Raw genomic sequence first — 23,622 nt, 5'->3', positions numbered from 1 at the left:
TACAGGCTTGATGCCTGAAAACTGAATCCGAAACGAATCTGCATTCTACGTATAGGATAAGCCCTCGACCGATTAGTATTGGTCAGCTCCATGCATTGCTGCACTTCCACCTCCAACCTATCTACCTCGTCGTCTTCAAGGGGTCTTACTAATTGGGAAATCTCATCTTGAGGGGGGCTTCACGCTTAGATGCTTTCAGCGCTTATCCCGTCCGTACGTAGCTACCCAGCCATGCTCCTGGCGGAACAACTGGTGCACCAGCGGTACGTCCATCCCGGTCCTCTCGTACTAAGGACAGCTCCTCTCAAATTTCCTGCGCCCACGACAGATAGGGACCGAACTGTCTCACGACGTTCTGAACCCAGCTCGCGTACCGCTTTAATGGGCGAACAGCCCAACCCTTGGGACCTACTTCAGCCCCAGGATGCGATGAGCCGACATCGAGGTGCCAAACCTCCCCGTCGATGTGGACTCTTGGGGGAGATAAGCCTGTTATCCCCAGGGTAGCTTTTATCCGTTGAGCGATGGCCCTTCCATGCGGTACCACCGGATCACTAAGTCCGACTTTCGTCCCTGCTCGACTTGTAGGTCTCGCAGTCAAGCTCCCTTATGCCTTTGCACTCTGCGAATGATTTCCAACCATTCTGAGGGAACCTTGGAACGCCTCCGTTACTCTTTAGGAGGCGACCGCCCCAGTCAAACTGCCCGCCTGACACGGTCCCCGTACCCGGTAAGGGTACTAGGTTAGAACCTAGATACGATCAGGGTGGTATCCCAACGGCGCCTCCACCGAAGCTTGCGCTCCGATTTCTACGGCTCCCACCTATCCTGTACAGATCGTACCCAAATTCAATATCAAGCTGCAGTAAAGCTCCATGGGGTCTTTCCGTCTTGTCGCGGGTAACCTGCATCTTCACAGGTATTAAAATTTCACCGGATCTCTCGTTGAGACAGCGCCCAAGTCGTTACGCCATTCGTGCGGGTCAGAATTTACCTGACAAGGAATTTCGCTACCTTAGGACCGTTATAGTTACGGCCGCCGTTTACTGGGGCTTCGGTTCATAGCTTCGGGTTACCCCTAACCACTCCCCTTAACCTTCCAGCACCGGGCAGGCGTCAGCCCGTATACTTCGCCTTGCGGCTTCGCACAGACCTGTGTTTTTGCTAAACAGTCGCTTGGGCCTTTTCACTGCGGCCCCCTCGTGCTATTCACACTACCGGGGCACCCCTTCTCCCGAAGTTACGGGGTCATTTTGCCGAGTTCCTTAACGAGAGTTCTTCCGCGCGCCTTAGAATTCTCTTCTCGCCTACCTGTGTCGGTTTGCGGTACGGGCACCTTCTCCTGGCTAGAGGCTTTTCTTGGCAGTGTGAGATCATGACCTTCGCTACTATAATTTTCGCTCCCCATCACAGCCCAGCCTTAATGATGTGCGGATTTGCCTACACATCAGCCTCACTGCTTAGACGGACATCCATCAGTCCGCGTCACTACCCTCCTGCGTCACCCCATCGCTCATAGCGGATTACGGTGGTACAGTAATTTCAAACTGTTGTCCTTCGACTACGCCTTTCGGCCTCGCCTTAGGTCCCGACTTACCCTGAGCGGACGAGCCTTCCTCAGGAAACCTTGGGCTTTCGGCGGATCAGATTCTCACTGATCTTTTCGTTACTCATACCGGCATTCTCACTTGTGTAGTGTCCAGCGCTCTTTTCAGTACACCTTCAACCCCTACACAACGCTCCCCTACCCCAGATACATAGTATCTAGCCATAGCTTCGGTGGTGTGTTTAGCCCCGTTACATTTTCGGCGCAGAGTCACTCGACCAGTGAGCTATTACGCACTCTTTCAATGGTGGCTGCTTCTAAGCCAACATCCTGGTTGTCTGTGCAACTCCACATCCTTTCCCACTTAACACACACTTGGGGACCTTAGCTGATGGTCTGGGCTGTTTCCCTTTTGACAATGGATCTTAGCACTCACTGTCTGACTCCCGGCAATAAGTATATGGCATTCGGAGTTTGACTGAGCTTGGTAATCCTTGCGGACCCCGCACCCAATCAGTGCTCTACCTCCACTACTCTTATACCGAGGCTAGCCCTAAAGCTATTTCGGGGAGAACCAGCTATCTCCGAGTTCGATTGGAATTTCTCCGCTACCCCCACCTCATCCCCGCACTTTTCAACGTACGTGGGTTCGGGCCTCCAGTGCGTGTTACCGCACCTTCACCCTGGACAGGGGTAGATCACACGGTTTCGGGTCTACGTCCACATACTAATTCGCCCTATTCAGACTCGCTTTCGCTGCGGCTCCACCTTCTCGGCTTAACCTTGCATGTTAAACGTAACTCGCCGGTTCATTCTACAAAAGGCACGCCATCACCCATTAATAGGGCTCTGACTTTTTGTAAGCACACGGTTTCAGGTTCTATTTCACTCCCCTTCCGGGGTGCTTTTCACCTTTCCCTCACGGTACTGTTTCACTATCGGTCGCCAGGTAGTATTTAGCCTTAGCAGATGGTCCTGCTGGATTCATACGGGGTTTCACGTGCCCCGCACTACTCGGGATCCGTCTCGGAGAGAACACAGTTTAGGTTACAGGGCTTTTACCTCTATCGCGGGCCTTTCCAGACCTCTTCACCTACCATATTCCTTTGTAACTCCATGTGAGACGTCCCACAACCCCTAAGAGCAAGCTCTTAGGTTTAGGCTGTTCCGCGTTCGCTCGCCGCTACTGACGGAATCACTATTGTTTTCTCTTCCTCAGGGTACTTAGATGTTTCAGTTCCCCTGGTCTGCCTCTACATTTCCTATGTATTCAGAAATGAGTAACTGCGAATTACCACAGCTGGGTTTCCCCATTCGGACACCCCCGGATCAAAGCTTGCTTACAGCTCCCCGAGGCAGTTTCGTTGTTCGCCACGTCCTTCGTCGGCTCCTGGCGCCTAGGCATCCTCCGTGTGCTCTTATTAGCTTAACCTTGATTCTTCCGAAGAAAAATCTCACTAATAACATTTACTTGTTTGCACAAGTTGCTAAAAGATGTTCTAAAACGCAAATTCGTTTCGGTATCCAGTTTTCAAGGATCAAGTCTTACTTGAGAGCTTAAACTCTCAAAACTGAGCAACGAGTGAGTAACAGGCCTAAACCTGAGTTTGGAAGCTTAGCTTCCGATTTGAATGTCCTCATTGCAGAGAACGATTCTCCATAGAAAGGAGGTGATCCAGCCGCACCTTCCGATACGGCTACCTTGTTACGACTTCACCCCAATCATCTACCCCACCTTCGGCGGCTGGCTCCCTTGCGGGTTACCCCACCGACTTCGGGTGTTGTAAACTCTCGTGGTGTGACGGGCGGTGTGTACAAGACCCGGGAACGTATTCACCGCGGCATGCTGATCCGCGATTACTAGCAATTCCGACTTCATGCAGGCGAGTTGCAGCCTGCAATCCGAACTGAGACCGGCTTTGATGGGATTGGCTCCACCTCGCGGCTTCGCTTCCCGTTGTACCGGCCATTGTAGTACGTGTGTAGCCCAGGTCATAAGGGGCATGATGATTTGACGTCATCCCCACCTTCCTCCGGTTTGTCACCGGCAGTCACTCTAGAGTGCCCAGCATTACCTGCTGGCAACTAAAGTTAAGGGTTGCGCTCGTTGCGGGACTTAACCCAACATCTCACGACACGAGCTGACGACAACCATGCACCACCTGTCTCCTCTGTCCCGAAGGCCGCTGCTATCTCTAGCAGATTCAGAGGGATGTCAAGACCTGGTAAGGTTCTTCGCGTTGCTTCGAATTAAACCACATACTCCACTGCTTGTGCGGGTCCCCGTCAATTCCTTTGAGTTTCAGTCTTGCGACCGTACTCCCCAGGCGGAGTGCTTACTGTGTTAACTTCGGCACCAAGGGTATCGAAACCCCTAACACCTAGCACTCATCGTTTACGGCGTGGACTACCAGGGTATCTAATCCTGTTTGCTCCCCACGCTTTCGCGCCTCAGCGTCAGTTACAGCCCAGAAAGTCGCCTTCGCCACTGGTGTTCCTCCACATATCTACGCATTTCACCGCTACACGTGGAATTCCACTTTCCTCTTCTGTACTCAAGCCACCCAGTTTCCAGTGCGACCTCAGGTTGAGCCCAAGGTTTAAACACCAGACTTAAATAGCCGCCTGCGCGCGCTTTACGCCCAATAATTCCGGACAACGCTTGCCCCCTACGTATTACCGCGGCTGCTGGCACGTAGTTAGCCGGGGCTTTCTTCTCAGGTACCGTCACTCCGGTAGCAGTTACTCTACCGGACGTTCTTCCCTGGCAACAGAGCTTTACGATCCGAAAACCTTCATCACTCACGCGGCGTTGCTCCGTCAGGCTTTCGCCCATTGCGGAAGATTCCCTACTGCTGCCTCCCGTAGGAGTCTGGGCCGTGTCTCAGTCCCAGTGTGGCCGTTCACCCTCTCAGGTCGGCTACGCATCGTCGCCTTGGTGGGCCGTTACCCCACCAACTAGCTAATGCGCCGCAGGCCCATCCCTCAGTGACAGATTGCTCCGTCTTTCATTCTTCTCTCAGGAGAAAAAAGAAATTATCCGGTATTAGCTACCGTTTCCGGTAGTTATCCCAGTCTGAAGGGCAGGTTGCCTACGTGTTACTCACCCGTCCGCCGCTAAGTCATTTTGAAAGCAAGCTTTCAAAATGACTCCGCTCGACTTGCATGTATTAGGCACGCCGCCAGCGTTCGTCCTGAGCCAGGATCAAACTCTCCAATTAGTATTGAAAAGAGCGATATGCTCATTTTGAAACATCTGACGAGAAAATTAATTCTCTAATTTTGGATTTCACTTACGTGATTTCCTACTCACTCGTTGTTCAGTTTTCAAAGATCAAGTTCTCGTTGGCGCCGTTTAATGTCTCAGCAGCAACTCTTATACTATATCATGTTCGGCTATTTAATGTCAAGCTCTTTTTTCAACTTCTTTTTCGAGCTCGGCATGTGTACTTCTTGGCCGGACTTAGAATATATCATGTATGGAGATGCATTGCAAGAGTTTTTTTGAAACTAATATTAAATCTCTACATTCTATAGGAGCAATTAAGTGAAAGCACCGCTTCTAATCAACAGTAGCTGAGAGAACTGCCCTTAGACAGCTCCCTTAAGCCCTGTGTTCTATAGATACTATTCAGTACGGTTACGCATATGTGGAAACAGCAATACATCGCGAATCGATGCAGAATTGGTAAGCAGCATGATCAAACGGTCTACGCCGATTCCCAGTCCGCCAGTAGGTGGCATACCATATTCCAGGGCGCGGATGAAATCATCATCCATCTCATGAGCTTCGTCATTACCTTGCTCTTTCTCCTGGATCTGTGCCTCAAAGCGTTGACGTTGGTCAATCGGATCATTCAATTCACTAAATGCATTAGCGTGCTCACGACCCACAATAAACAGCTCAAAACGATCGGTAAAGCGTGGATCCTCATCGTTTTTCTTCGCAAGTGGTGAAATCTCAACTGGGTGTCCCATTACAAAGGTTGGCTGAATTAGAGTTTCCTCTACAAATTGCTCGAAGAAAGCGTTAAGGATATGACCGAACGTCATATGTTTCTCAACAGGCACACGATGTTCTTTTGCCAAAGCTTGTGCTTCGTCATCTGTCATGTGAACGCTGAAATCAACACCGGTTACTTCTTTAACAGCATCAACCATAGTTACACGACGCCATCCTGGAGACAGATTTACCTCTTTGCCTTGGTAATCCAGCAGTTGTGTACCTAATACCTCTTGGGCAATATGTGCAATCATATTCTCCGTAAGATTCATGATGTCCTTGTAGTCAGCATATGCTTCGTACAACTCAATCATAGTGAACTCTGGATTATGACGAGTCGACATTCCCTCGTTACGGTAGACACGGCCGATTTCGTACACTTTTTCCAAACCGCCAACGATAAGGCGTTTCAAGTGAAGCTCGATAGCAATCCGCATATACAGCTGCATTTCAAGTGTGTTGTGGTAAGTAATAAATGGACGTGCAGCTGCTCCACCGGCGATCGTATGAAGTGTAGGTGTTTCAACTTCAAGATAACCAAGTGAATCCAAATAACGACGCATCGATTGAATAATTCTTGAACGGGCAATAAAGGTCTGTTGAACTTCCGGATTAATAATCAAATCAACATAGCGCTGGCGATAACGCAGTTCTACATCTTTAAGACCATGATATTTTTCAGGAAGTGGCAGCAGGGATTTGGACAAGACTTCGAGATTATGCACTTTGATGGAGGTCTCGCCTGTTTTGGTTTTGAATACTGTTCCACGAACGCCGATAATATCTCCCAGATCGAGAACATTAAACGCCGCGTATTGAGTTTCAGGAATGCTGTCTTGACGAACATAAAGCTGAATTCTTCCGCTAAGGTCCTGGATATGCGCAAAGCTGGCTTTACCCATAACGCGTTTTCCCATAATACGCCCAGCAATGCTCACTTCAACAGAAAGCTCGTCCAATTCCTCTTTGGAAAGTCCATCATACTTAGCTACGATATCGCCAGCGTTAGCTGTGCGCTCGTATTTTTTGCCAAAAGGATCAATACCAAGTCCTCTTAGCTCGTCCAGTTTGGCACGGCGGATCTGCAAAAGCTCACTAAGTTCGTTCTCTGCATTGTCCACATTGTTCATTTCCTCGGTCATGCGATTCATCCCCTTATAACTCAGTAATATCATATACACAAGAAGAAACGGCTCCGTCTCCATAGTTAGAGGACAGTCCCGTTCCAGCTCAAAATATAAGCAGTTTGTTTTACCTATCGTTTCTGGATGATTTGAAAAAAGCTTCCCTAAGGAAGCTTTCCCAAACATGTTCCCTTATCTACCTATGTACAGTGAAATGACTAATACATATGGCAGCACATCTATTTACAGACATTAAGGTCTGTATATTACTTCATTCTGATATCGAGAATTTTATATTGAATAACTCCTGCAGGTGTAGAAACATCAACTACCGTACCTATTTTTTTTCCGATAATAGCTTTGCCTACCGGACTTTCGTTGGAAATCTTGTTATTCAGTGGATCAGACTCTGCTGTACCTACGATCGTATACTCCATAGTGTCCCCATATTCCAAATCCTCGACACTTACAGTAACACCAATACTTACTACGTCAGTAACGATCTCGTCGCTATTGATGATACGCGCGTTGCGAAGCATCTTCTCCAAAGTGAGAACGCGTCCTTCGATAAAAGCTTGCTCATTCTTCGCGTCTTCATACTCCGAGTTCTCACTGATATCTCCGTAGCCAATCGCTACCTTAATCCGTTCAGCAACCTCACGGCGTTTTACGGATTTGAGGGTCTCCAGCTCATCTTCCAGACGTTTTAGCCCGTCCGGCGTAAGGATGACTTCTTTATCGCTCATCTCAACCGATTCTCCTGTCGTATACAATTATTGAAAACACCATACTATATGCTAATCTAGAAGGATAAGAACCCTCCCTGCTGCATTGCTCTTACTGTAACGGCGATTTTATACTGTGAAATTATATTGGAACCGCTACAAAATGTCAATGACACCACATATAAAGTCAGATGTGTTCAAATATCAGCAGAAAAAAGGCGATTATACAGCAGAAGAAGACATTTCAATGCCCTTGCTCTCTTCTTCATGCTTTAATTGAACGACAAAATCATTCAATATCCTCACCATTCCATCGCGTTTTGTTTCTGTCATAAGGACATCCTTCACTCTAGCGGCAGCCTTCAAGCCTTTTAAATACCAAGCCATATGCTTACGCATCTCACGGACAGCTACAGCTTCTCCCTTAAGAGCTACCAGACGATCCATATGAAGAATAGCAACCTTAATCTTCTCATCCAAACCAGGTTCAGGCATAAGCTCGCCGGTGCTCAAATATTGAATCGTACGATACAACATCCAAGGATTACCTAGTGCTCCACGCCCGATCATTACGCCATCGCAGCCAGTCTGATCCAACATAGCCCGAGCATCTTCAGGTGTATTAACATCCCCGTTGCCAATAACGGGAATGGAAACTGCTTCTTTTGCCATCTTGATGTAGTTCCAGTCCGCATGGCCTGTGTAAAGCTGCTCGCGGGTACGACCGTGTACGCTGACAGCCTTACCCCCGGCACGTTCAACCGCACGCGCATTATCTTCGACAAAAATATGCTCGCTATCCCAGCCAATCCGCATTTTCACGGTTACCGGTTTATCGACAACATCGACAACCGCAGAGACCATTTCATAGATTTTGTCGGGATTCAAAAGCCAGCGGGCTCCCGCATCACATTTAGTCACTTTTGGTACTGGGCATCCCATATTGATATCGATAATATCAGCATTGGTTTCTTTATCAACGACTTTAGCTGCTTGCACCAGTGATGCTCTATCCCCGCCAAAAATCTGCAAACTAAGCGGTTTCTCCCGTTCATCTACAAACAACATTTCGCGAGTACGTGTATTTCCGTGAATAATGGCCTTATCGCTTACCATTTCCGCACAGACCAGACCTGTACCAAATTCCTTAGCGATCAGACGAAAAGCCGGATTGCACACGCCAGCCATAGGTGCCAGAACAACCTGATTTTTCATCTCGATATCGCCAATCTTCAGCATTCGTATCACTTCCTGCCTTTTAATTCTTGGAAATTATGAGTTGGGATCCATAAGCTCTTCTGTTGTAACCCCGAGAACATTCGCAATTTTATCTAAAATTTGATCTTCTAATCGTCTGTTACCCCTCTCGACTGCACCAAGCACAGCCAAGGAAATTCCGGCAAGATCCGCAAGATCCTGTTGAGTATACCCTTTTAGCTTACGGAATGCCCTGACCCTCCGTCCCAAACGCTTGTTGTCCACAACCGAATTCCTTCCTTCCCGTCTATGTCTTGAAGCGCTGCTGTAATCAGCTTGCGAAGTCCGGAAGATTGTTCATTCTGTGGAACGATGTCACTGAGCGGAAACAATACAAAAGCACGCTCTAACATGCGTGGATGCGGTAACGTTAAATGTGGTGTATCGAGCATCTGACCCTCAACCCACAACAAATCCAAATCTACCGTTCTCGGTCCATAGCGGATATCCCGGATACGACCCAACTGCGTTTCAATCCCCAACATCACTTCCAGCAAGGACTCGGGCGCAAGTGTCGTTCGCAAAGCTGCTGCCATATTGAGAAACTGCGGCTGATCTAAATAACCAACTGGCTCTGTCTCGTAAACTTTGGAGCAGCGGACCACCGATATTTCATCATGAGCGTCCAGTCTGTTCAAAGCCTCTGACAGTGTGCCCTCGCGGTCACCCAAATTAGCCCCTAAAGCAATATAAGCCTCTGATTCTTCAGAGGTGGAATGTATATTCATGGACCTTGTTCTCACTTTCTAGTTCTGCGCAGCTCTACAGTCACTCCCTGAAAATGAATGTCGAAAGGCGGATGAGGTTTAGTTACCTTAACCGTTACTGCATTGATAACAGTATAAGTGTCCAGTACGGAGGATGCAATATATTCTGCCAAAGCTTCAATCAACTTAAAAGACTTTATTTCGACAATATTTTTGACTAATTCATGAACTTCAGCATAATTCACAGTTTGATTCAAATCATCATTCAAGCCCGCACCCTGCAAATCAAGCTCAAGCTCTAAATCAATGTAAAAACGTTGTCCCAGCTTACGCTCTTCCTCAAATACACCGTGGTATCCGTAATATTCCATGCGATGCATTGTCATTTTATCCATGATTAATCCGCCCTTTTTCGTAAAATATAGCTATTCACGCACCACTGGAGGTGCAGCATACAACATCGCATCACACATCTTAACCGTTCGTTTAATTAGAGATACATCATGTACACGGACGATCTGGCAACCCTGAGCAATACCAAAAGCTACTGTAGCTGCGGTGCCTTCCACAACATCATCAGACGGCAAATCAAGTACCGTGCGGATGAATTTTTTGCGGGACGTCGCCAGTAACAACGGATAGCCTAACTCAGTCAACCCGTCTAAAAGCATCATTGCCTGCAGGTTTTCATTATAATCTTTAGCAAAGCCGATACCTGGATCCAATATGATATTGGCCGGCTTAACACCTGCGGCTAACGCAAGATCAATACTTTCCTTAAGGTCAGCCGACATATCCGCACTCAGATTCGTATAATTACGGTCCTGCCGGTTATGCATCAAAATAATAGGACAGTCAGCAGCAGCGGCCACTGCCGCCATTTCCGGATCAGCCTTACAACCCCATATATCATTAATGATATGGGCACCCGCAGCCATAGCTTGGCGGGCTACTTCAGCTTTATAGGTATCGATGGATAACGGAAGATGAGGTGCCGCCTTATGAATACTCTCGATCACAGGCAATACACGGGCTAACTCCTCTTCAAGTCCCACCGGTTGATGACCAGGACGAGTAGATTCACCGCCGATATCAATAATATCAGCACCCTCTGCAGCCATACGCAGCGCATGCTCAACGGCTTTGTCCGGATGATCCCAAAGTCCTCCATCTGAAAAAGAATCAGGGGTAACATTAAGGATGCCCATAATCAATGTTCGATTTCCTAACTCCAAGTCTGTATTTCCACAACGGTATGTCCGCTTAAAGAGGACTGGTCTCATTTCGCAATCGCCGTCCTATCTCTATATAATGAAATCAAGCCAGCAGTAATTGTTCCACACTGGCCAGTACCTATAGTAAATCTTGCATCTCCGTGCCACACCCCGGTAACAGGAACAATTTCTTGTACGGAATTGGTAAGAAACACTTCATCAGCAGCTTTCAACTGCTCCCAGTGATATGTTCCTTCTTCAACACTAAGGCCTACACTAAGAGCCAGCTCCAGCACCATTTCCCGGGTAATTCCCGGAAGAATGCCTGTGGTGAGATCTGGGGTATAGAGCCTGTTGTTTTTAATAAAAAAGATGTTGCTGACAATGCCCTCCGCAATAAATTCTTCTGCCGTCAGCATTAGTCCTTCAGCACCATTTGCCGCAGAAGCATACCCTCTAAGCTCACGCTTAGCCAGAATGTTATTCATATAATGCAGCGACTTGAATCGCACCGTTCCCTCAGGAGTATTACGCCGCAAGGACAACAGCTGCAGCTCTTTGCCTTCACTGTAGAGTTTATCTGGTACTTTCGGCAGCGCTTTGATGTACAACAAATGATTGGGCTTTTGATAATCATCAGCAGGTAATCCGAGAATATCCTCACCGGCTGTTACGGTATAGCGTATATAAGCTTCTTTTAATTCATTTTTGTCCATAACGCGCTTAATCCAGTCAAGCAGATGTGCCGCTTCTGCCTCAAATGGAATGCCCAGTTCCTTGCACCCCTCTGCCATACGCTTCAAATGACGCTCCAGCAAAAAGGGAACTCCCTCATAGGTCCGAAAGGTTTCGAACAAGCCAATACCGTACAAAAAGCCGTGATCCAAGGCAGAAACCACGGCTTCTCGGGCGTCAATGACACCATTGTTAAATCCTATATATTTCATGCCGTTTCTCCGGCTCTCCGTTTCAAGAAATTACGCAGCATCGTATGACCATGATCCGTAATAATAGATTCCGGGTGGAACTGTACGCCTTCAATAGGGTATTCTTTATGGCGCAATGCCATAATCTCCCCTTCTTCAGTCTCAGCCGTAATCTCCAAGCAATCTGGGAGACTCTCCCGCTCTACAATCAGTGAATGATATCGGGTAGCTGTAAAAGGAGACTCCAGACCTTCAAAAACTGAGGTCCCGTTATGGTAAATAGGCGATGTCTTCCCATGCATCAAACGCTCAGCACGGATGACATTGCCACCAAATGCTTGTCCAATCGCTTGATGTCCAAGGCATACGCCGAAGATCGGAATGATCCCCTTGAAATGATGCAACAATTCCAGACTAATTCCCGCTTCATTTGGTGTACATGGGCCTGGTGAAATTAGAATATGGTCAGGTGCCAGCTTTTCAATCTCTTCGATGGTAATTTCATCATTGCGGTGCACTTTAACCTCTTCCCCAAGCTCACCTAAATACTGTACGAGGTTATACGTAAAGGAATCATAATTATCGATGACCAAGATCACAGTGCTACTCCCCCTTCGGCTTCGCTGGTAGCTGGCAATTCCTGCTGCAGTTCACTACAGAGTACTGCCTTCACTACCGCTTTGGCTTTATTATGGCATTCACGGTATTCACGGTAGGGATCGGAATCGATCACTATGCCGGCACCTGTCTGAATATATCCGACCCCGTCTTTTACAGCCAGCGTTCTTATAATAATATTTAATTCCATATTGCCGTTATAGTCAATAAAACCCATCGAACCTGTATAGGGTCCACGTCGAACCGGCTCCAGTTCTTCGATAATCTCCATTGTCCTTACCTTGGGAGCCCCTGTGATGGTTCCCCCCGGGAATAAAGCTGCGATAACCGCATAAGCGTCTTTATCCGGCGCAATCTGGCCCTCTACCTGCGAAACGAGATGCATCACATGAGAGTAGCGCTCCACCGTCATCAGCTCCGGCACGCTGACGGAACCGTATGCAGCGACACGTCCGATGTCGTTGCGTTCCAGATCGACAAGCATGATATGCTCGGCGATCTCTTTTTCGCTCCCGCGAAGCTCCGCCTCCATGGCGGCATCCTCCGCGGGAGTGAGTCCCCGGCGCCGGGTGCCGGCGATGGGCCGGGCGCTCACTTTGTCCCCGTGCAGCTTGACGAGCAGCTCCGGTGAAGCGCTGGACAGCGCGAAGCCGGGCGACCGCAAGAGCCCCATGTACGGGGACGGGTTGAGCTTGCGCAGCCACTCGTAAACATCCTCCGGCGAGGACTTCAGCTGCGCCTCCTGGCGCAGCGAGAGATTCACTTGGAATACATCGCCTTGGCGGATGTATTCCTGAACGTCCAGCACTGCTTGCTGAAACTTCTCAGGCGAGAAAGCCGAGGCCATGCCCGGCCACTCTCCTGATGAAACTGTAAGGGCCTCAATCCTGCCCACGGCCTCATCATCCAATCCTGCAGCTGAAGATATCAGCTGCCACTGCTCTACCATTTGTCCAGCCTGTTCTATACTGCCAAGATAAAGATTTTGCAGATCCTCCAGCCCACAGTCTGCTGGAACTGGAACGTGAACAGCACAATACAGCACATGCTCTTCGTGATCATAAATCCATATCTCGTCAAACCTCATAAAAAGATAATCAGGAAAACCAGGATCATCTTGGGCAAGAGACGGCAATCGTTCCAAAGAACGAACCACATCATAACCAAGGAATCCAATACATCCACCAGAGAAAGGAGGAACATCTTCATCCTTTAACTTAGGCGACGTAAAATCCGACATCCATTGCTGCAGTAGGTCCAGCGGTTGTCCATGCAGTGTTGTTGCCTCAGGTATCCTCTCCTCGTCCACTGATGCTGATTCCAAAGATTCAGTAGGGAAGCTAAATACTTCCGCGTTATCCTCCTTGCCTTTCAATATCGAAACAGGATTTAAGCCCAAGTACGTATAACGGCCACCCTTACCACTCTCTAAAACTACAGAATACTGGGAAGCTAACTCCCAGGCTTTCTCCCAGGACGCGGGTAATTCGTTGGTGCACCGGGGGGATTTTATAATCAAGGGAAACATGCTCCAGTCTTCAGCAGCCCATTGTTCCCACTCGTTCCAGGTTGTTATGATTTCCAAAGCCATCCTCCTAAAAGTTTTATGAAGCCATTACTTCGTAGACATCACTTCGCAATAAAACTCGCTTCGTAAGCATTTGCTTAGTTTTGTCCAATCGTCAGTAGTATATTGCCTGTCAGTATACTGTACTTAAGGCATTATTGAAAAGCCCTCAGCGATAGGAAATTATTATGATTTTTTCGTTTTCTGCAAAAACCAGAGCTTTTTTCAACAATAATAAAATTACCACGTCTAGCCTGCCATATATGCAAAGTACCAAATGCCTTTTAAATCAACGAAAAGAGTCTCCATCACCACCAAAAAAGTGGTATGAAGACTCTTATAGATTTACGTTATTGCAAACAATTACGCTTCGAAATTGTAAAGTGGTGTGCTCAGGTAACGTTCGCCGTTACTTGGGATAATGACTACTACTTTTTTGCCAGGGCCTAAATCTTTAGCTACTTTAAGAGCGGCAAATACAGCAGCACCTGAAGAAATACCAGACAAGACGCCTTCTTCTTTAGCTACACGACGTGCAGTTTCGAAAGCTTCATCATTCTCAACGTGGATGATTTCATCATAGATATCTTGGTTCAGAATCTCAGGGATGAAGTTAGCTCCGATACCCTGGATTTTGTGAGGACCTGGTTTGCCTCCAGCCAAGATTGGGGAAGCAGCAGGTTCTACAGCATAGATCTTAATATCAGGATATTGGCTTTTCAGCACTTCACCCGCACCAGTGATCGTTCCGCCTGTTCCGATACCTGCAATAAAAGCATCCAAAGGACCGCCGATGGATTCAATAGCGTCAATAATTTCAGGTCCAGTAGTCTCACGGTGAATCTTCACGTTCGCTTTATTCTTGAATTGCTCGGATGGGAAATAGCTTGGGTTTTCTTTCAGAATTTCGTCTGCTTTCTTAACCGCACCATTCATACCTTCCGATCCTGGGGTCAGCACCAATTCCGCTCCATATGCGCGAAGGAGATTACGGCGCTCCAAGCTCATTGTTTCCGGCATTACGATAACTGCTTTATAACCTTTAGCAGCAGCTACAAGTGCCAGGCCGATACCAGTGTTACCACTAGTAGCTTCTACAATCGTACCTCCCGGTTTCAGTAGACCTTCACGCTCAGCTTCTTCCACGATGCTGATTGCAATCCGGTCTTTTACGCTTGATCCCGGGTTCTGATATTCCAATTTCAAATAAATATCTGCGGAGCCTTCCTGTGCCAGACGATTCAAACGAACGAGCGGAGTACCTCCGATCAATTCTGTTACGTTGTTAACGACTTTAGCCATGAGCAAAAACCTCCTTAGAATGATAAATGCGATATAAGAACGTAAATTATGACTTTATGCTTCTGTGTATGGAGTTTAAATTGTTGACCACCGTCAGTTATTTCCGACTAAAACGGTAGGGTTTACGTTAATATCATATTATCAATCTTGCAGGCTGTTGTCAATATTTATTGATACCTCATATTTATTGCGTAAATCGCTTTCCACCTGCTGCAAGGGAGGGGCTTGCTCCAAAGCCAGCTCTTGACGTACAAGCGCCCGAATTTCTTTCTGATCCGGCATTTCTGGAGAGTGAATACTCTCCAAGCGGATAATGGCGAAGTCTTCCCCTGTCTCGATCGGACCGGCTATATCACCCACATCCAATCCAGCGGCAGTCTTTAACATTCCCTCTGGCCAAAAAGGGTCGTCTTCCTCTACTTTACCTAAGCTGCCTCCGTGCTGCCGACTCTCATCATCAATAGACACTTCCCTAGCCAAATCAGCGAAATCCTCACTCTGTTCCAAGCGATCCATTACCTGCTGGCCTTCCTCATAGGATGAGACCTTGATCATAGAAAGCTGCATTTCCTTTTTTGGAATGAAGCGCTCGGCATTTTGCTCTAAATAAGCATCTATATCGGCATCACTGATTGTAATGCCCACCGTGGCTATCGCTTGTAAGGACAGACGATAAGCTGTCTCTGCGAACACTTCCTGACGAGATAATCCGAGCTGAGATTGCATTTGAGCATAATATTGCGCTTCTGATTCGTACCCAACTATAGTGCGTGCCAGTTCCTGCTTAACCTCATCGTCTGTCACGGTAATTCCTAATGCCTTAGCTTCCATGTTCACGACAATATGGTTAAGCATACTGATTAACACTTCTTCTCCATGCTTTTTTTTGAGCTCATCCATCCACTGCTGATCCGTTATCGGTTGTCCGCCTGCAGTCGCTACATCCGGTGATTCATTGTCTGTTGTATCTCCTTTAAGAAGGGCCATGGCGCGCAAACTCCAGAATAATAGACCCCCGAGCATTAAAGTTGCTACAGCTAGAATAATAACCGTATTGCGAAGTGCACGTTCCTGTCTCGTCATCATCCCAATACCCTACGAATTCGCTTGTTCTAAAATGACCTGTAAATCGTCCTTATTGAAAACATAAGCCTCATTGCAAAAATGGCATACGACTTCAGCCTGTTCATCTTCTGCAATTAATCTCTCCAGTTCATCCCGTCCTAAGCTAACCAATGTCTGCTCTACCCGCTCACGCGAACACTGACAAGCAAAGTTAATATCCAGTTCATCCATAACCACTGCATCCGGCAACAGGTAGCGCAGCATTTCTTCTGGCTCCAGCCCCTGATCGAGAAGCGCTGTTACAGAAGGCATCGCCCCTACAGCTTTTTCAATCTCTGTGATCTCCGCATCAGTCAGACCAGGAAGAAGCTGAACAATAAATCCTCCAGCCACAATTACTGACTCATCGGTATCTACCAGTACACCTAGGCCGACCGCAGCTGGAGTTTGCTCAGAAACCGCAAAATAATAGGTAAAATCATCGCCAAGCTCCCCGGAGATAATAGGAATACTACCTCTGTACGGCTCTTTCATACCTAAATCTTTTATAACATCAATGAACCCTTCAGTTCCCACCGCTCCAGCTACATCCAGCTTCCCCATGCTATTGCTCGGTAAATGAATATGAGGATTATGCACATAACCACGCACTTCTCCCAATGCATTGGATTCTGCAACGATTTGTCCGATCGGTCCATTCCCTTTAACCATAATACTCAGCTTCTCACTACCCTTGAGCATAGCGCCCATCATGGCTGCAGCGGTAACTGTACGTCCCATTGCGGCTGTAGCCGTTGGATACGTATCGTGTCTGCGTCTTAGTTCTTCAACCAATTCAGTTGTGCGGACAGCAAACGCTCTCACTTTACCATTAAGAGCCGTGCCGCGGATTAGTCGATCCTTCTTTTTTTCCATTGGGTGCATAGCCCTCCTATCTCTTCGCCTTTTAGGCTTCTTTATCTTTATTGGTTACGATCGTAAATAATTCTTAATCCTTCTAGCGTTAACATAGGATTTACTTCATCGATACAGTCCGTTTCACCCGCAATTAGCGAGGCAAGGCCTCCGGTCGAAATAACCTTCAGTTCGGGAGCGTTCATCTCGACTTTAATTCGTTTAACAATGCCCTCAACCTGACCCGCATAGCCAAAAATAATCCCGGCCTGCATCGCGTGCACCGTATTACGCCCGATGACCTTTTTAGGCTTCTCCAATTCAATTCGCGGCAGCTTAGATGCCCGCTGGTATAATGCCTCCGTTGAAATGCCTAGACCGGGGACAATCGCGCCACCAAGATAATTAGCACCTGCATCAATGCAATCAAAAGTCGTAGCCGTACCAAAATCAACAACGACAAGTGGACATTTGTATTGTTCAATCGCAGCAACTGCATTAACAATCCGGTCTGCGCCTATTTCACGCGGATTCTCATAACGTAAGTTAAGCCCCGTCTTAATCCCTGGTCCAACAATCAATGGGTCTTTCCCTATATATTTAATACACATATCCTCAATAGTCTTAACTAGTGGCGGAACAACCGAAGATATAATTACACCTTCAACGTCTTTGACAGATATACCTGACATGTGAAAAAGATTGTGTATCATTACTCCATATTCATCCACGGTCGATTGACGCGCAGTGCTTAGCCGAAAATGATGCAGCAATTCGCGTTTTCTATATACACCGAGAACAATATTGGTATTACCGATATCGACAGCAAGCATCATGACAAAGGCCCTTCCTTCTTGGCATTAAGGTCTAGACTGATATCCAGACTGGAGAAGGAGTACGTAAGGCGCCCGACAGAAATCACATCCACACCCGTTTCAGCAATCCCGCGTAAGGTTTCTAACGATACATTGCCAGAAGCCTCTGTCTTAACATGCGGAGCTTTCGATTTAATCCTAGCCACAGCTTGCTTCATCATATCGTTAGACATGTTATCGAGCATTATAATATCAGCACCTGCTGCCAGCGCCTCTTCGACTTGCTCTAAATTCTCGGTCTCCACTTCGATGCTCATCGTATGCGGGATGTTCTTCCGGGCACGACCTACAGCCTGCCGAATACCACCCGCGCCTTTGATATGATTATCCTTGATCATAACTGCATCATATAAGCCAAAACGGTGATTATAGCCTCCACCAATACGAACAGCATATTTCTCTAGCATCCGGTGACCTGGTGTAGTCTTACGTGTGTCCACTAGACGAGTCGGTAATCCCTCCAGCACCTGCACGAAAGAAGCTGTACGTGATGCCACACCCGAAAGACGCTGCATCAAGTTAAGCGCAAGCCGCTCACCTGTTAGAATCGCATGTGTGCTGCCCTCAACCTCAATAATTACTGTCCCTTTGGTTACAGCTTGACCTTCCTCGACAAGGGCTGTAAAACTAAGTGCCGGATCCACAATTTCAAAGACCAGCTCTGCAATTGGAATGCCACAAATTATACCGTCTTCCTTGGCATGAATAATCCCTTTGGACTCATGGCCCACTTGAATCGTCATCTGCGTGGTTACATCTCCGGAACCAACATCTTCCCGCAACCAAGCCTTGATGGATTGTACTAGCTCTTCATTGTAACCATTAAACATCATCGCTTAATTCCTCCACTATTCCCAGTTCGCGAATTTGAAGCAGGTGCTTACGCCACTGATCATCATCCCGCTGCGGATAATCCTCACGGTAATGCGCCCCACGGCTCTCTTCCCGTGCCAGAGCAGACTCTGTCACAAGCAAACAGCAGGTCAGCATATTAGCAAATTCATATTCCTCACGTTTGGACAATGCTGATCCAAAGATTGGCAGCTGTCGTTTTAATTCATCTAGTCCTTTAAGTAACATCTCTTCGTTACGACGTAGTCCGGCATATCGAACCATTACCTTCTGTAGCTTCAAACGACGTTCCACAATAGCTTGAGTTGGCGAATCTACACGTCCCTCGTTACTGTTAACCGATAAAACATCACGGTCCAGCGGGGAAAGCTCATGAATCCGATCAATAATACGCTGTCCGAATACAATGGCTTCAGATAATGAATTACTAGCTAAACGGTTAGCGCCATGCAGGCCTGTGGAGGAAACCTCTCCGCAAGCAAACAGACGTGGGATGGTGCTCTCTCCATTCAGATCGGTCTTAATCCCCCCCATCATATAATGCGCAGCGGGAGCCACTGGAATCCAATCACTTGTAATATCCAGTCCATAGCCCATACATGTCTCATATATTGTGGGAAACCGATGCTTCACCATCTCTGGAGATTCATGTGTAATATCCAAATAAACGAACGTTGATTTAGTATGTTCCATTTCACTTACAATAGCTCGTGCTACAATATCCCGCGGAGCTAGCTCAAGCAGGTCATGATAACGTTCCATGAACCGTTCTCCATTAATATTGCGCAAGACTGCTCCTTCCCCACGCACAGCTTCGGAGATTAAAAATCTAGGAGCTCCCGGGTAACTAAGTGCTGTAGGATGAAATTGAATAAATTCCATATCTCGTATATGAGCCCCAGCGCGATAGGCGATCGCTACACCATCTCCTGTAGCTACTTCTGGGTTGGTAGTGTATCGATATAATTGTCCTGCTCCACCAGAGCACAAAATGGTCGCATCCCCTTGCAGGAACAACCTTCCACCACCGGGCCGTTGCAATAATGCGCCTACACATTCTCCACCTTCAGTGATGAGATCGATAACATAATGATCATCCCAGACCTCAATATTCTCATGTTCGGCTACCTGTTCCGCCAATGCACGAACAATCTCATAACCTGTAGCATCCCCATTAGCATGCAAAATACGGCGGTGGCTGTGTGCACCTTCCTGAGTCAAAGCCAGTACCCCATCTTCCTTATCAAACAGAGTTCCTAAACGAATTAACTCATGAACGCCTTCCGGCCCTTCATTAACAAGTGCATCGACAGCTGTTGAGGAGCAAAGACCTGCTCCGGCCATTAAGGTATCCTGCCGGTGGTAAGCAGGGGAATCATCCTCAGCTATAACAGCTGCGATCCCCCCCTGTGCATAGCGAGTATTACTTTCCATTACTGATTTCTTTGTGATCATTATGACACGCCGATCTTCACTGGCTTTAATAGCTGTGAATAACCCGGCAATCCCTGAACCAATAACAATACAATCTGTCTTTACCGTAGGAATATCCCGAAGATCAAAATCAACCAAATATTGTGGAATCATGACCGCTTTTCACCTGTTTCAACGAAAGAGTAGCGCATGCTACCGGACTTGTAGCATGCGCTCTAGGGATGTTCTGGCTTTGTCGGCGACAGCAGGCGGTACATAGATTTGTGGCTTCATCGTCTCCAGGCATTTCACCAGTTTTTTTAGATTATTAACTTTCATATTAGGACAAACAAGAAATTTGGTAGCAAAATGGAATTCTTTATCTGGACTATCCTTACGAAGCTGATATCCGGTACCATCTTCCGTTCCAACGATAAATTGCTTACGATCCGATTTCCGGCAATACTCCAGAATTGATGTAGTGCTGCCTACATAGTCACCCATGGCGACTACTTCAGGACGACACTCTGGATGAACTACAAATTCCGCATCTGGATATTTTGCTCTCATTTCTACTACATCTTTGACGGTCAACATGTCGTGAGTGTTGCAATAGCCTTCCCAAATAATCAGCTTCTTGCCCGTCTGATCTTGTACATATTGACCAAGATTCTTATCTGGGACCCAAATAATCTCTTCGGCGTCAAGGGATTCGATTACTTTTACAGCATTAGCAGAGGTACAACAAATATCGGTTTCTGCTTTAATCTCGGCGGACGAGTTGATATAAGTGACTACTTTAGCATTTGGATGTTGAGCTTTTAGCTTACGCAAACCGTCTACATTGACCATATCTGCCATTGGACAGCCTGCACGTTCATCAGGAATAAGGACGGTTTTGTTCGGGGCTAGAATTTTTGCACTTTCCCCCATGAAATGAACACCGCAGAATACAATAACTTCTGCATCTGTCTCTGCAGCCTTCTGAGCGAGTAAAAAAGAGTCGCCCCGGAAATCGGCAACCTCCTGAATTTCATCACGTTGATAATAATGAGCTAAAATGATTGCGTTTCGTTCCTTTTTAAGCTGTTCAAGACGTATACGAAGTTCTCGATTCTGTTCCTGCTTGCGCTCAAGCGCCAGAGCTTCCACCGATTGTTCTCCCCCTTAAATCCTCGCGGCTTTTCGCCGACATGATGTTATCAAATGGCATGCGCCATCATGGTGAAAAAATGAACATGCTGATATAAATAGTAAGTAATATTAATCACTAATGTACACAACGTTCCAGCCTCTGTCAATGTAACTGGACAGGCTTTAAGGCATAGAATCCCTTAAAAATTAAAATAAAAAATCCGGAGAACAGTTACGTTCTCCGGATAAATTTACATCATATGAATGGTGGACCCAATTAGGTAAGGCTAGTGCCCCCACCTTTGTTGTCATCACCGGAACCGTCATTACCCTCAGAATCAGGGTTATTCGGGATATCCTTCGACAGGTCAGGAAGTGTGGACTGTTCATCCTCAGGCTTGCCTTGAATGCGAACTCGCACATCACCGATATTGTCGATGACAGGCTCGCCAACTTCATGGGCAACACCTTCGCCACCCTCTGGTTTACCATCCTCGGAAAGGAATCCTTGTTCAATCAGTTGTGTGATCTGATCAAGCTCAAGTGTTTCTTTCTCAAGTAATGTATTGGCAATCAAGTGCATTTCTTTGGAGTGTTTGATCAACAGATCTTTACAACGTTCGTAACTCGAAGTAATAAAGTTCTGCATTTCCTGATCAATCTCATAAGCAATGGAGTCACTGTAATTCTGTTCATGCCCAATATCACGACCCAAGAATACTTGACCTTGAGAAGATCCGAACTGCATAGGTCCAAGCTTATCGCTCATACCGTACTCCATAATCATGGCACGCACGATGCGCGTAGCCTGTTGGAAGTCACTGTATGCACCCGTACCGATCTCACCAATAAACAATTCTTCAGCAACACGTCCACCAAGTAATCCAGTAACCTTATCCAAAAGCTCCTGTTTGGTAACGATCATCCGATCTTCCTTCGGAAGCATAATAACATATCCGCCTGCACGTCCGCGTGGGATAATAGTAACTTTATGCACCATATCGGCGTGCTCAAGGAAGTAACCTGCAATAGTATGGCCTGCTTCATGATAAGCTACAATACGTTTCTCGCGGTCACTGATCACACGGCTGCGTTTCTCAGTACCTACGATAACACGGTCAATAGCTTCATCCACTTCAATCATGGAAATATCTTTACGGTTACGACGTGCAGCTAGCAAAGCTGCCTCATTCAGCAGATTCTCCAGATCAGCACCTGTGAATCCGGTTGTGCGTTTAGCAACAACATCCAGTCTTACATCTTTCGTAAGCGGTTTGTTACGAGCGTGAACCTTAAGTACAGCTTCACGGCCTTTCACATCAGGACGGTCAACCGTAATTTGACGGTCAAAACGTCCTGGACGAAGCAATGCCGGATCAAGTATATCAGCGCGGTTAGTCGCCGCTACAATAATAATGCCTTCGTTACCACCGAATCCATCCATCTCAACCAGCAATTGGTTAAGCGTCTGTTCACGCTCGTCATGTCCGCCACCAAGACCGGCGCCACGCTGACGACCCACAGCATCAATTTCATCAATGAAGATAATACATGGAGCATTCTTCTTAGCATTCTCGAACAAATCACGTACCCGAGAAGCACCGACACCCACGAACATTTCCACAAAGTCAGAACCGGAAATACTAAAGAAAGGAACGCCAGCTTCACCTGCTACCGCACGGGCAAGCAATGTTTTACCTGTTCCCGGAGGACCTACAAGCAATACGCCCTTAGGAATACGTGCGCCGACAGCTGCAAATTTGCGTGGATCTTTTAGGAACTCAACGACTTCGACAAGCTCTTGCTTCTCTTCGTCCGCCCCTGCTACATCCTCAAAGCTGATTTTCTTCTTCTCTTCATTATATAACCGAGCCTTGCTCTTGCCGAAATTCATGACTTTACCGCCGCCACCTTGCGCCTGGTTAAACAGGAAGAAGAACAAGATGAACATAATTACCAGTGGGATAATTGAAGAAAGGAATGTCAGCCAAATGCTGGTACCTTCCATTTTCTTCTGAGTTAATTCAATCCCATTAACATCACTGGCTTGAATCAGTTCATTGATAGCGGCATCTGTAGGAGGAATATATGTGGAGAAGCTTTTCGATTTAGTATCGGCAGGCAGCTCTCTATACTCACCTGTGACCAGAAAGGCATTACCCTCAAACTGAACCGTCAAATCCTTCACATTGTTGTTCTTGATCTCCTGCCGTAACTCGTCGTATCTAGGGAAATCGGCGGCTTCATTTCCATTGCTCACAAACTGGACAATACCCACCACGACTAAAAATAAAATCAAATAAAAACCAGAATTCCGGATGAACCGATTCATCCCCTACCTCCTCTCACAACACTCAAGTTATTGTACCATAGCCTCTTGGGACACCTCAAATAAAGGAA

General features: G+C 47.0%; 18 protein-coding genes and 2 rRNA genes. All 20 read right to left on the bottom strand.

Going from position 1 to position 23,622, the window contains the following annotated elements; all coding sequences use genetic code 11:
- Positions 1-52 precede the first annotated feature (52 nt).
- The 20 genes from NST25_RS00435 to ftsH all read right to left on the bottom strand — a co-directional run bounded on the left by NST25_RS00435 (position 53) and on the right by ftsH (position 23,554).
- Positions 53-2,978, bottom strand: a 23S ribosomal RNA gene (locus NST25_RS00435).
- Between the two features lie 231 nt (positions 2,979-3,209).
- Positions 3,210-4,767 (bottom strand): 16S ribosomal RNA (locus NST25_RS00430).
- Together the 16S and 23S rRNA genes form the textbook arrangement of a ribosomal RNA operon.
- A gap of 406 nt (positions 4,768-5,173) precedes the next feature.
- A complete protein-coding gene (lysS, locus tag NST25_RS00425) occupies positions 5,174-6,691 on the bottom strand; it encodes a lysine--tRNA ligase (RefSeq protein WP_076309074.1) in 1,518 nt (505 codons plus the stop codon).
- Positions 6,692-6,939: 248 nt separating this feature from the next.
- Positions 6,940-7,419: a transcription elongation factor GreA gene (greA, locus tag NST25_RS00420; RefSeq protein WP_036678719.1), complete on the bottom strand. Its 480-nt coding sequence runs from the start codon at positions 7,417-7,419 to the stop codon at positions 6,940-6,942.
- Between the two features lie 201 nt (positions 7,420-7,620).
- Positions 7,621-8,637 carry a tRNA dihydrouridine synthase DusB gene (gene dusB / locus NST25_RS00415; protein ID WP_076130084.1) on the bottom strand — a complete coding sequence of 339 codons (1,017 nt, stop codon included), beginning with the start codon at positions 8,635-8,637 and terminating at the stop codon, positions 7,621-7,623.
- A 33-nt stretch (positions 8,638-8,670) separates the two neighbouring features.
- Positions 8,671-8,880: a helix-turn-helix transcriptional regulator gene (locus tag NST25_RS00410; protein WP_076309069.1), complete on the bottom strand. Its 210-nt coding sequence runs from the start codon at positions 8,878-8,880 to the stop codon at positions 8,671-8,673.
- The gene (gene folK / locus NST25_RS00405) at positions 8,832-9,383 is read right to left on the bottom strand and encodes a 2-amino-4-hydroxy-6-hydroxymethyldihydropteridine diphosphokinase (protein WP_076186832.1); all 552 of its coding nucleotides are present in this window, start codon (positions 9,381-9,383) and stop codon (positions 8,832-8,834) included. Before folK ends, NST25_RS00410 begins: the two co-directional genes overlap by 49 nt.
- An 11-nt stretch (positions 9,384-9,394) precedes the next feature.
- Positions 9,395-9,757, bottom strand: a complete 363-nt coding sequence (gene folB, locus NST25_RS00400; protein WP_076138480.1) for a dihydroneopterin aldolase — start codon at positions 9,755-9,757, stop codon at positions 9,395-9,397.
- Positions 9,758-9,787: 30 nt separating this feature from the next.
- The gene (gene folP / locus NST25_RS00395) at positions 9,788-10,645 is read right to left on the bottom strand and encodes a dihydropteroate synthase (protein WP_076186830.1); all 858 of its coding nucleotides are present in this window, start codon (positions 10,643-10,645) and stop codon (positions 9,788-9,790) included.
- On the bottom strand, positions 10,642-11,523 hold the full coding sequence (pabC, locus tag NST25_RS00390) for an aminodeoxychorismate lyase (protein WP_076309070.1): 882 nt from the start codon (positions 11,521-11,523) through the stop codon (positions 10,642-10,644). Before pabC ends, folP begins: the two co-directional genes overlap by 4 nt.
- Positions 11,520-12,101: an aminodeoxychorismate/anthranilate synthase component II gene (gene pabA, locus NST25_RS00385; RefSeq protein ID WP_036678733.1), complete on the bottom strand. Its 582-nt coding sequence runs from the start codon at positions 12,099-12,101 to the stop codon at positions 11,520-11,522. Before pabA ends, pabC begins: the two co-directional genes overlap by 4 nt.
- Positions 12,098-13,711, bottom strand: coding sequence for an anthranilate synthase component I family protein (locus NST25_RS00380; RefSeq protein WP_076309071.1), 1,614 nt, complete (start codon positions 13,709-13,711; stop codon positions 12,098-12,100). Before NST25_RS00380 ends, pabA begins: the two co-directional genes overlap by 4 nt.
- A 339-nt stretch (positions 13,712-14,050) precedes the next feature.
- Complete coding sequence (gene cysK, locus NST25_RS00375; protein WP_036678737.1) at positions 14,051-14,989, bottom strand: cysteine synthase A; 939 nt, start codon at positions 14,987-14,989, stop codon at positions 14,051-14,053.
- 141 nt (positions 14,990-15,130) lie between these two features.
- Complete coding sequence (locus tag NST25_RS00370; RefSeq protein ID WP_081388392.1) at positions 15,131-16,075, bottom strand: peptidylprolyl isomerase; 945 nt, start codon at positions 16,073-16,075, stop codon at positions 15,131-15,133.
- Positions 16,076-16,084: 9 nt separating this feature from the next.
- A complete protein-coding gene (gene hslO, locus NST25_RS00365; protein ID WP_036678742.1) occupies positions 16,085-16,969 on the bottom strand; it encodes an Hsp33 family molecular chaperone HslO in 885 nt (294 codons plus the stop codon).
- Positions 16,970-17,016: 47 nt separating this feature from the next.
- Entirely contained in the window at positions 17,017-17,784 is a 768-nt protein-coding gene (locus NST25_RS00360) for a type III pantothenate kinase (RefSeq protein WP_036678745.1), read from the bottom strand.
- Entirely contained in the window at positions 17,781-18,656 is an 876-nt protein-coding gene (gene nadC / locus NST25_RS00355) for a carboxylating nicotinate-nucleotide diphosphorylase (RefSeq protein WP_076309073.1), read from the bottom strand. Before nadC ends, NST25_RS00360 begins: the two co-directional genes overlap by 4 nt.
- Positions 18,646-20,262 carry an L-aspartate oxidase gene (gene nadB / locus NST25_RS00350; RefSeq protein WP_076130078.1) on the bottom strand — a complete coding sequence of 539 codons (1,617 nt, stop codon included), beginning with the start codon at positions 20,260-20,262 and terminating at the stop codon, positions 18,646-18,648. The genes nadC and nadB overlap by 11 nt, the downstream gene beginning before the upstream one ends.
- Positions 20,263-20,301: 39 nt before the next feature.
- A complete protein-coding gene (gene nadA / locus NST25_RS00345) occupies positions 20,302-21,240 on the bottom strand; it encodes a quinolinate synthase NadA (RefSeq protein WP_036678753.1) in 939 nt (312 codons plus the stop codon).
- Between the two features lie 259 nt (positions 21,241-21,499).
- On the bottom strand, positions 21,500-23,554 hold the full coding sequence (gene ftsH, locus NST25_RS00340) for an ATP-dependent zinc metalloprotease FtsH (RefSeq protein WP_036678755.1): 2,055 nt from the start codon (positions 23,552-23,554) through the stop codon (positions 21,500-21,502).
- Between the last annotated feature and the right edge of the window lie 68 nt (positions 23,555-23,622).

Source organism: Paenibacillus sp. FSL E2-0190 (assembly GCF_037992965.1).
In the GTDB taxonomy this organism is placed as follows: Bacteria; Bacillota; Bacilli; order Paenibacillales; family Paenibacillaceae; genus Paenibacillus_AQ; species Paenibacillus_AQ odorifer.
Note: the sequence above shows the minus strand (reverse complement) of the source record. Positions and strands in the feature narration are given on the sequence as shown.

Excerpts from the sequence above, each read along its gene's own strand:
- lysS (WP_076309074.1), bottom strand. The coding sequence starts at position 6,691 with ATGACCGAGGAAATGAACAATGTGGACAATGCAGAGAACGAACTTAGT.
- greA (WP_036678719.1), bottom strand. The coding sequence starts at position 7,419 with ATGAGCGATAAAGAAGTCATCCTTACGCCGGACGGGCTAAAACGTCTG.
- dusB (WP_076130084.1), bottom strand. The coding sequence starts at position 8,637 with ATGCTGAAGATTGGCGATATCGAGATGAAAAATCAGGTTGTTCTGGCA.
- folK (WP_076186832.1), bottom strand. The coding sequence starts at position 9,383 with ATGAATATACATTCCACCTCTGAAGAATCAGAGGCTTATATTGCTTTA.
- folB (WP_076138480.1), bottom strand. The coding sequence starts at position 9,757 with ATGGATAAAATGACAATGCATCGCATGGAATATTACGGATACCACGGT.
- folP (WP_076186830.1), bottom strand. The coding sequence starts at position 10,645 with ATGAGACCAGTCCTCTTTAAGCGGACATACCGTTGTGGAAATACAGAC.
- pabC (WP_076309070.1), bottom strand. The coding sequence starts at position 11,523 with ATGAAATATATAGGATTTAACAATGGTGTCATTGACGCCCGAGAAGCC.
- NST25_RS00380 (WP_076309071.1), bottom strand. The coding sequence starts at position 13,711 with ATGGCTTTGGAAATCATAACAACCTGGAACGAGTGGGAACAATGGGCT.
- cysK (WP_036678737.1), bottom strand. The coding sequence starts at position 14,989 with ATGGCTAAAGTCGTTAACAACGTAACAGAATTGATCGGAGGTACTCCG.
- NST25_RS00370 (WP_081388392.1), bottom strand. The coding sequence starts at position 16,075 with ATGATGACGAGACAGGAACGTGCACTTCGCAATACGGTTATTATTCTA.
- hslO (WP_036678742.1), bottom strand. The coding sequence starts at position 16,969 with ATGGAAAAAAAGAAGGATCGACTAATCCGCGGCACGGCTCTTAATGGT.
- NST25_RS00360 (WP_036678745.1), bottom strand. The coding sequence starts at position 17,784 with ATGATGCTTGCTGTCGATATCGGTAATACCAATATTGTTCTCGGTGTA.
- nadC (WP_076309073.1), bottom strand. The coding sequence starts at position 18,656 with ATGATGTTTAATGGTTACAATGAAGAGCTAGTACAATCCATCAAGGCT.
- nadB (WP_076130078.1), bottom strand. The coding sequence starts at position 20,262 with ATGATTCCACAATATTTGGTTGATTTTGATCTTCGGGATATTCCTACG.
- ftsH (WP_036678755.1), bottom strand. The coding sequence starts at position 23,554 with ATGAATCGGTTCATCCGGAATTCTGGTTTTTATTTGATTTTATTTTTA.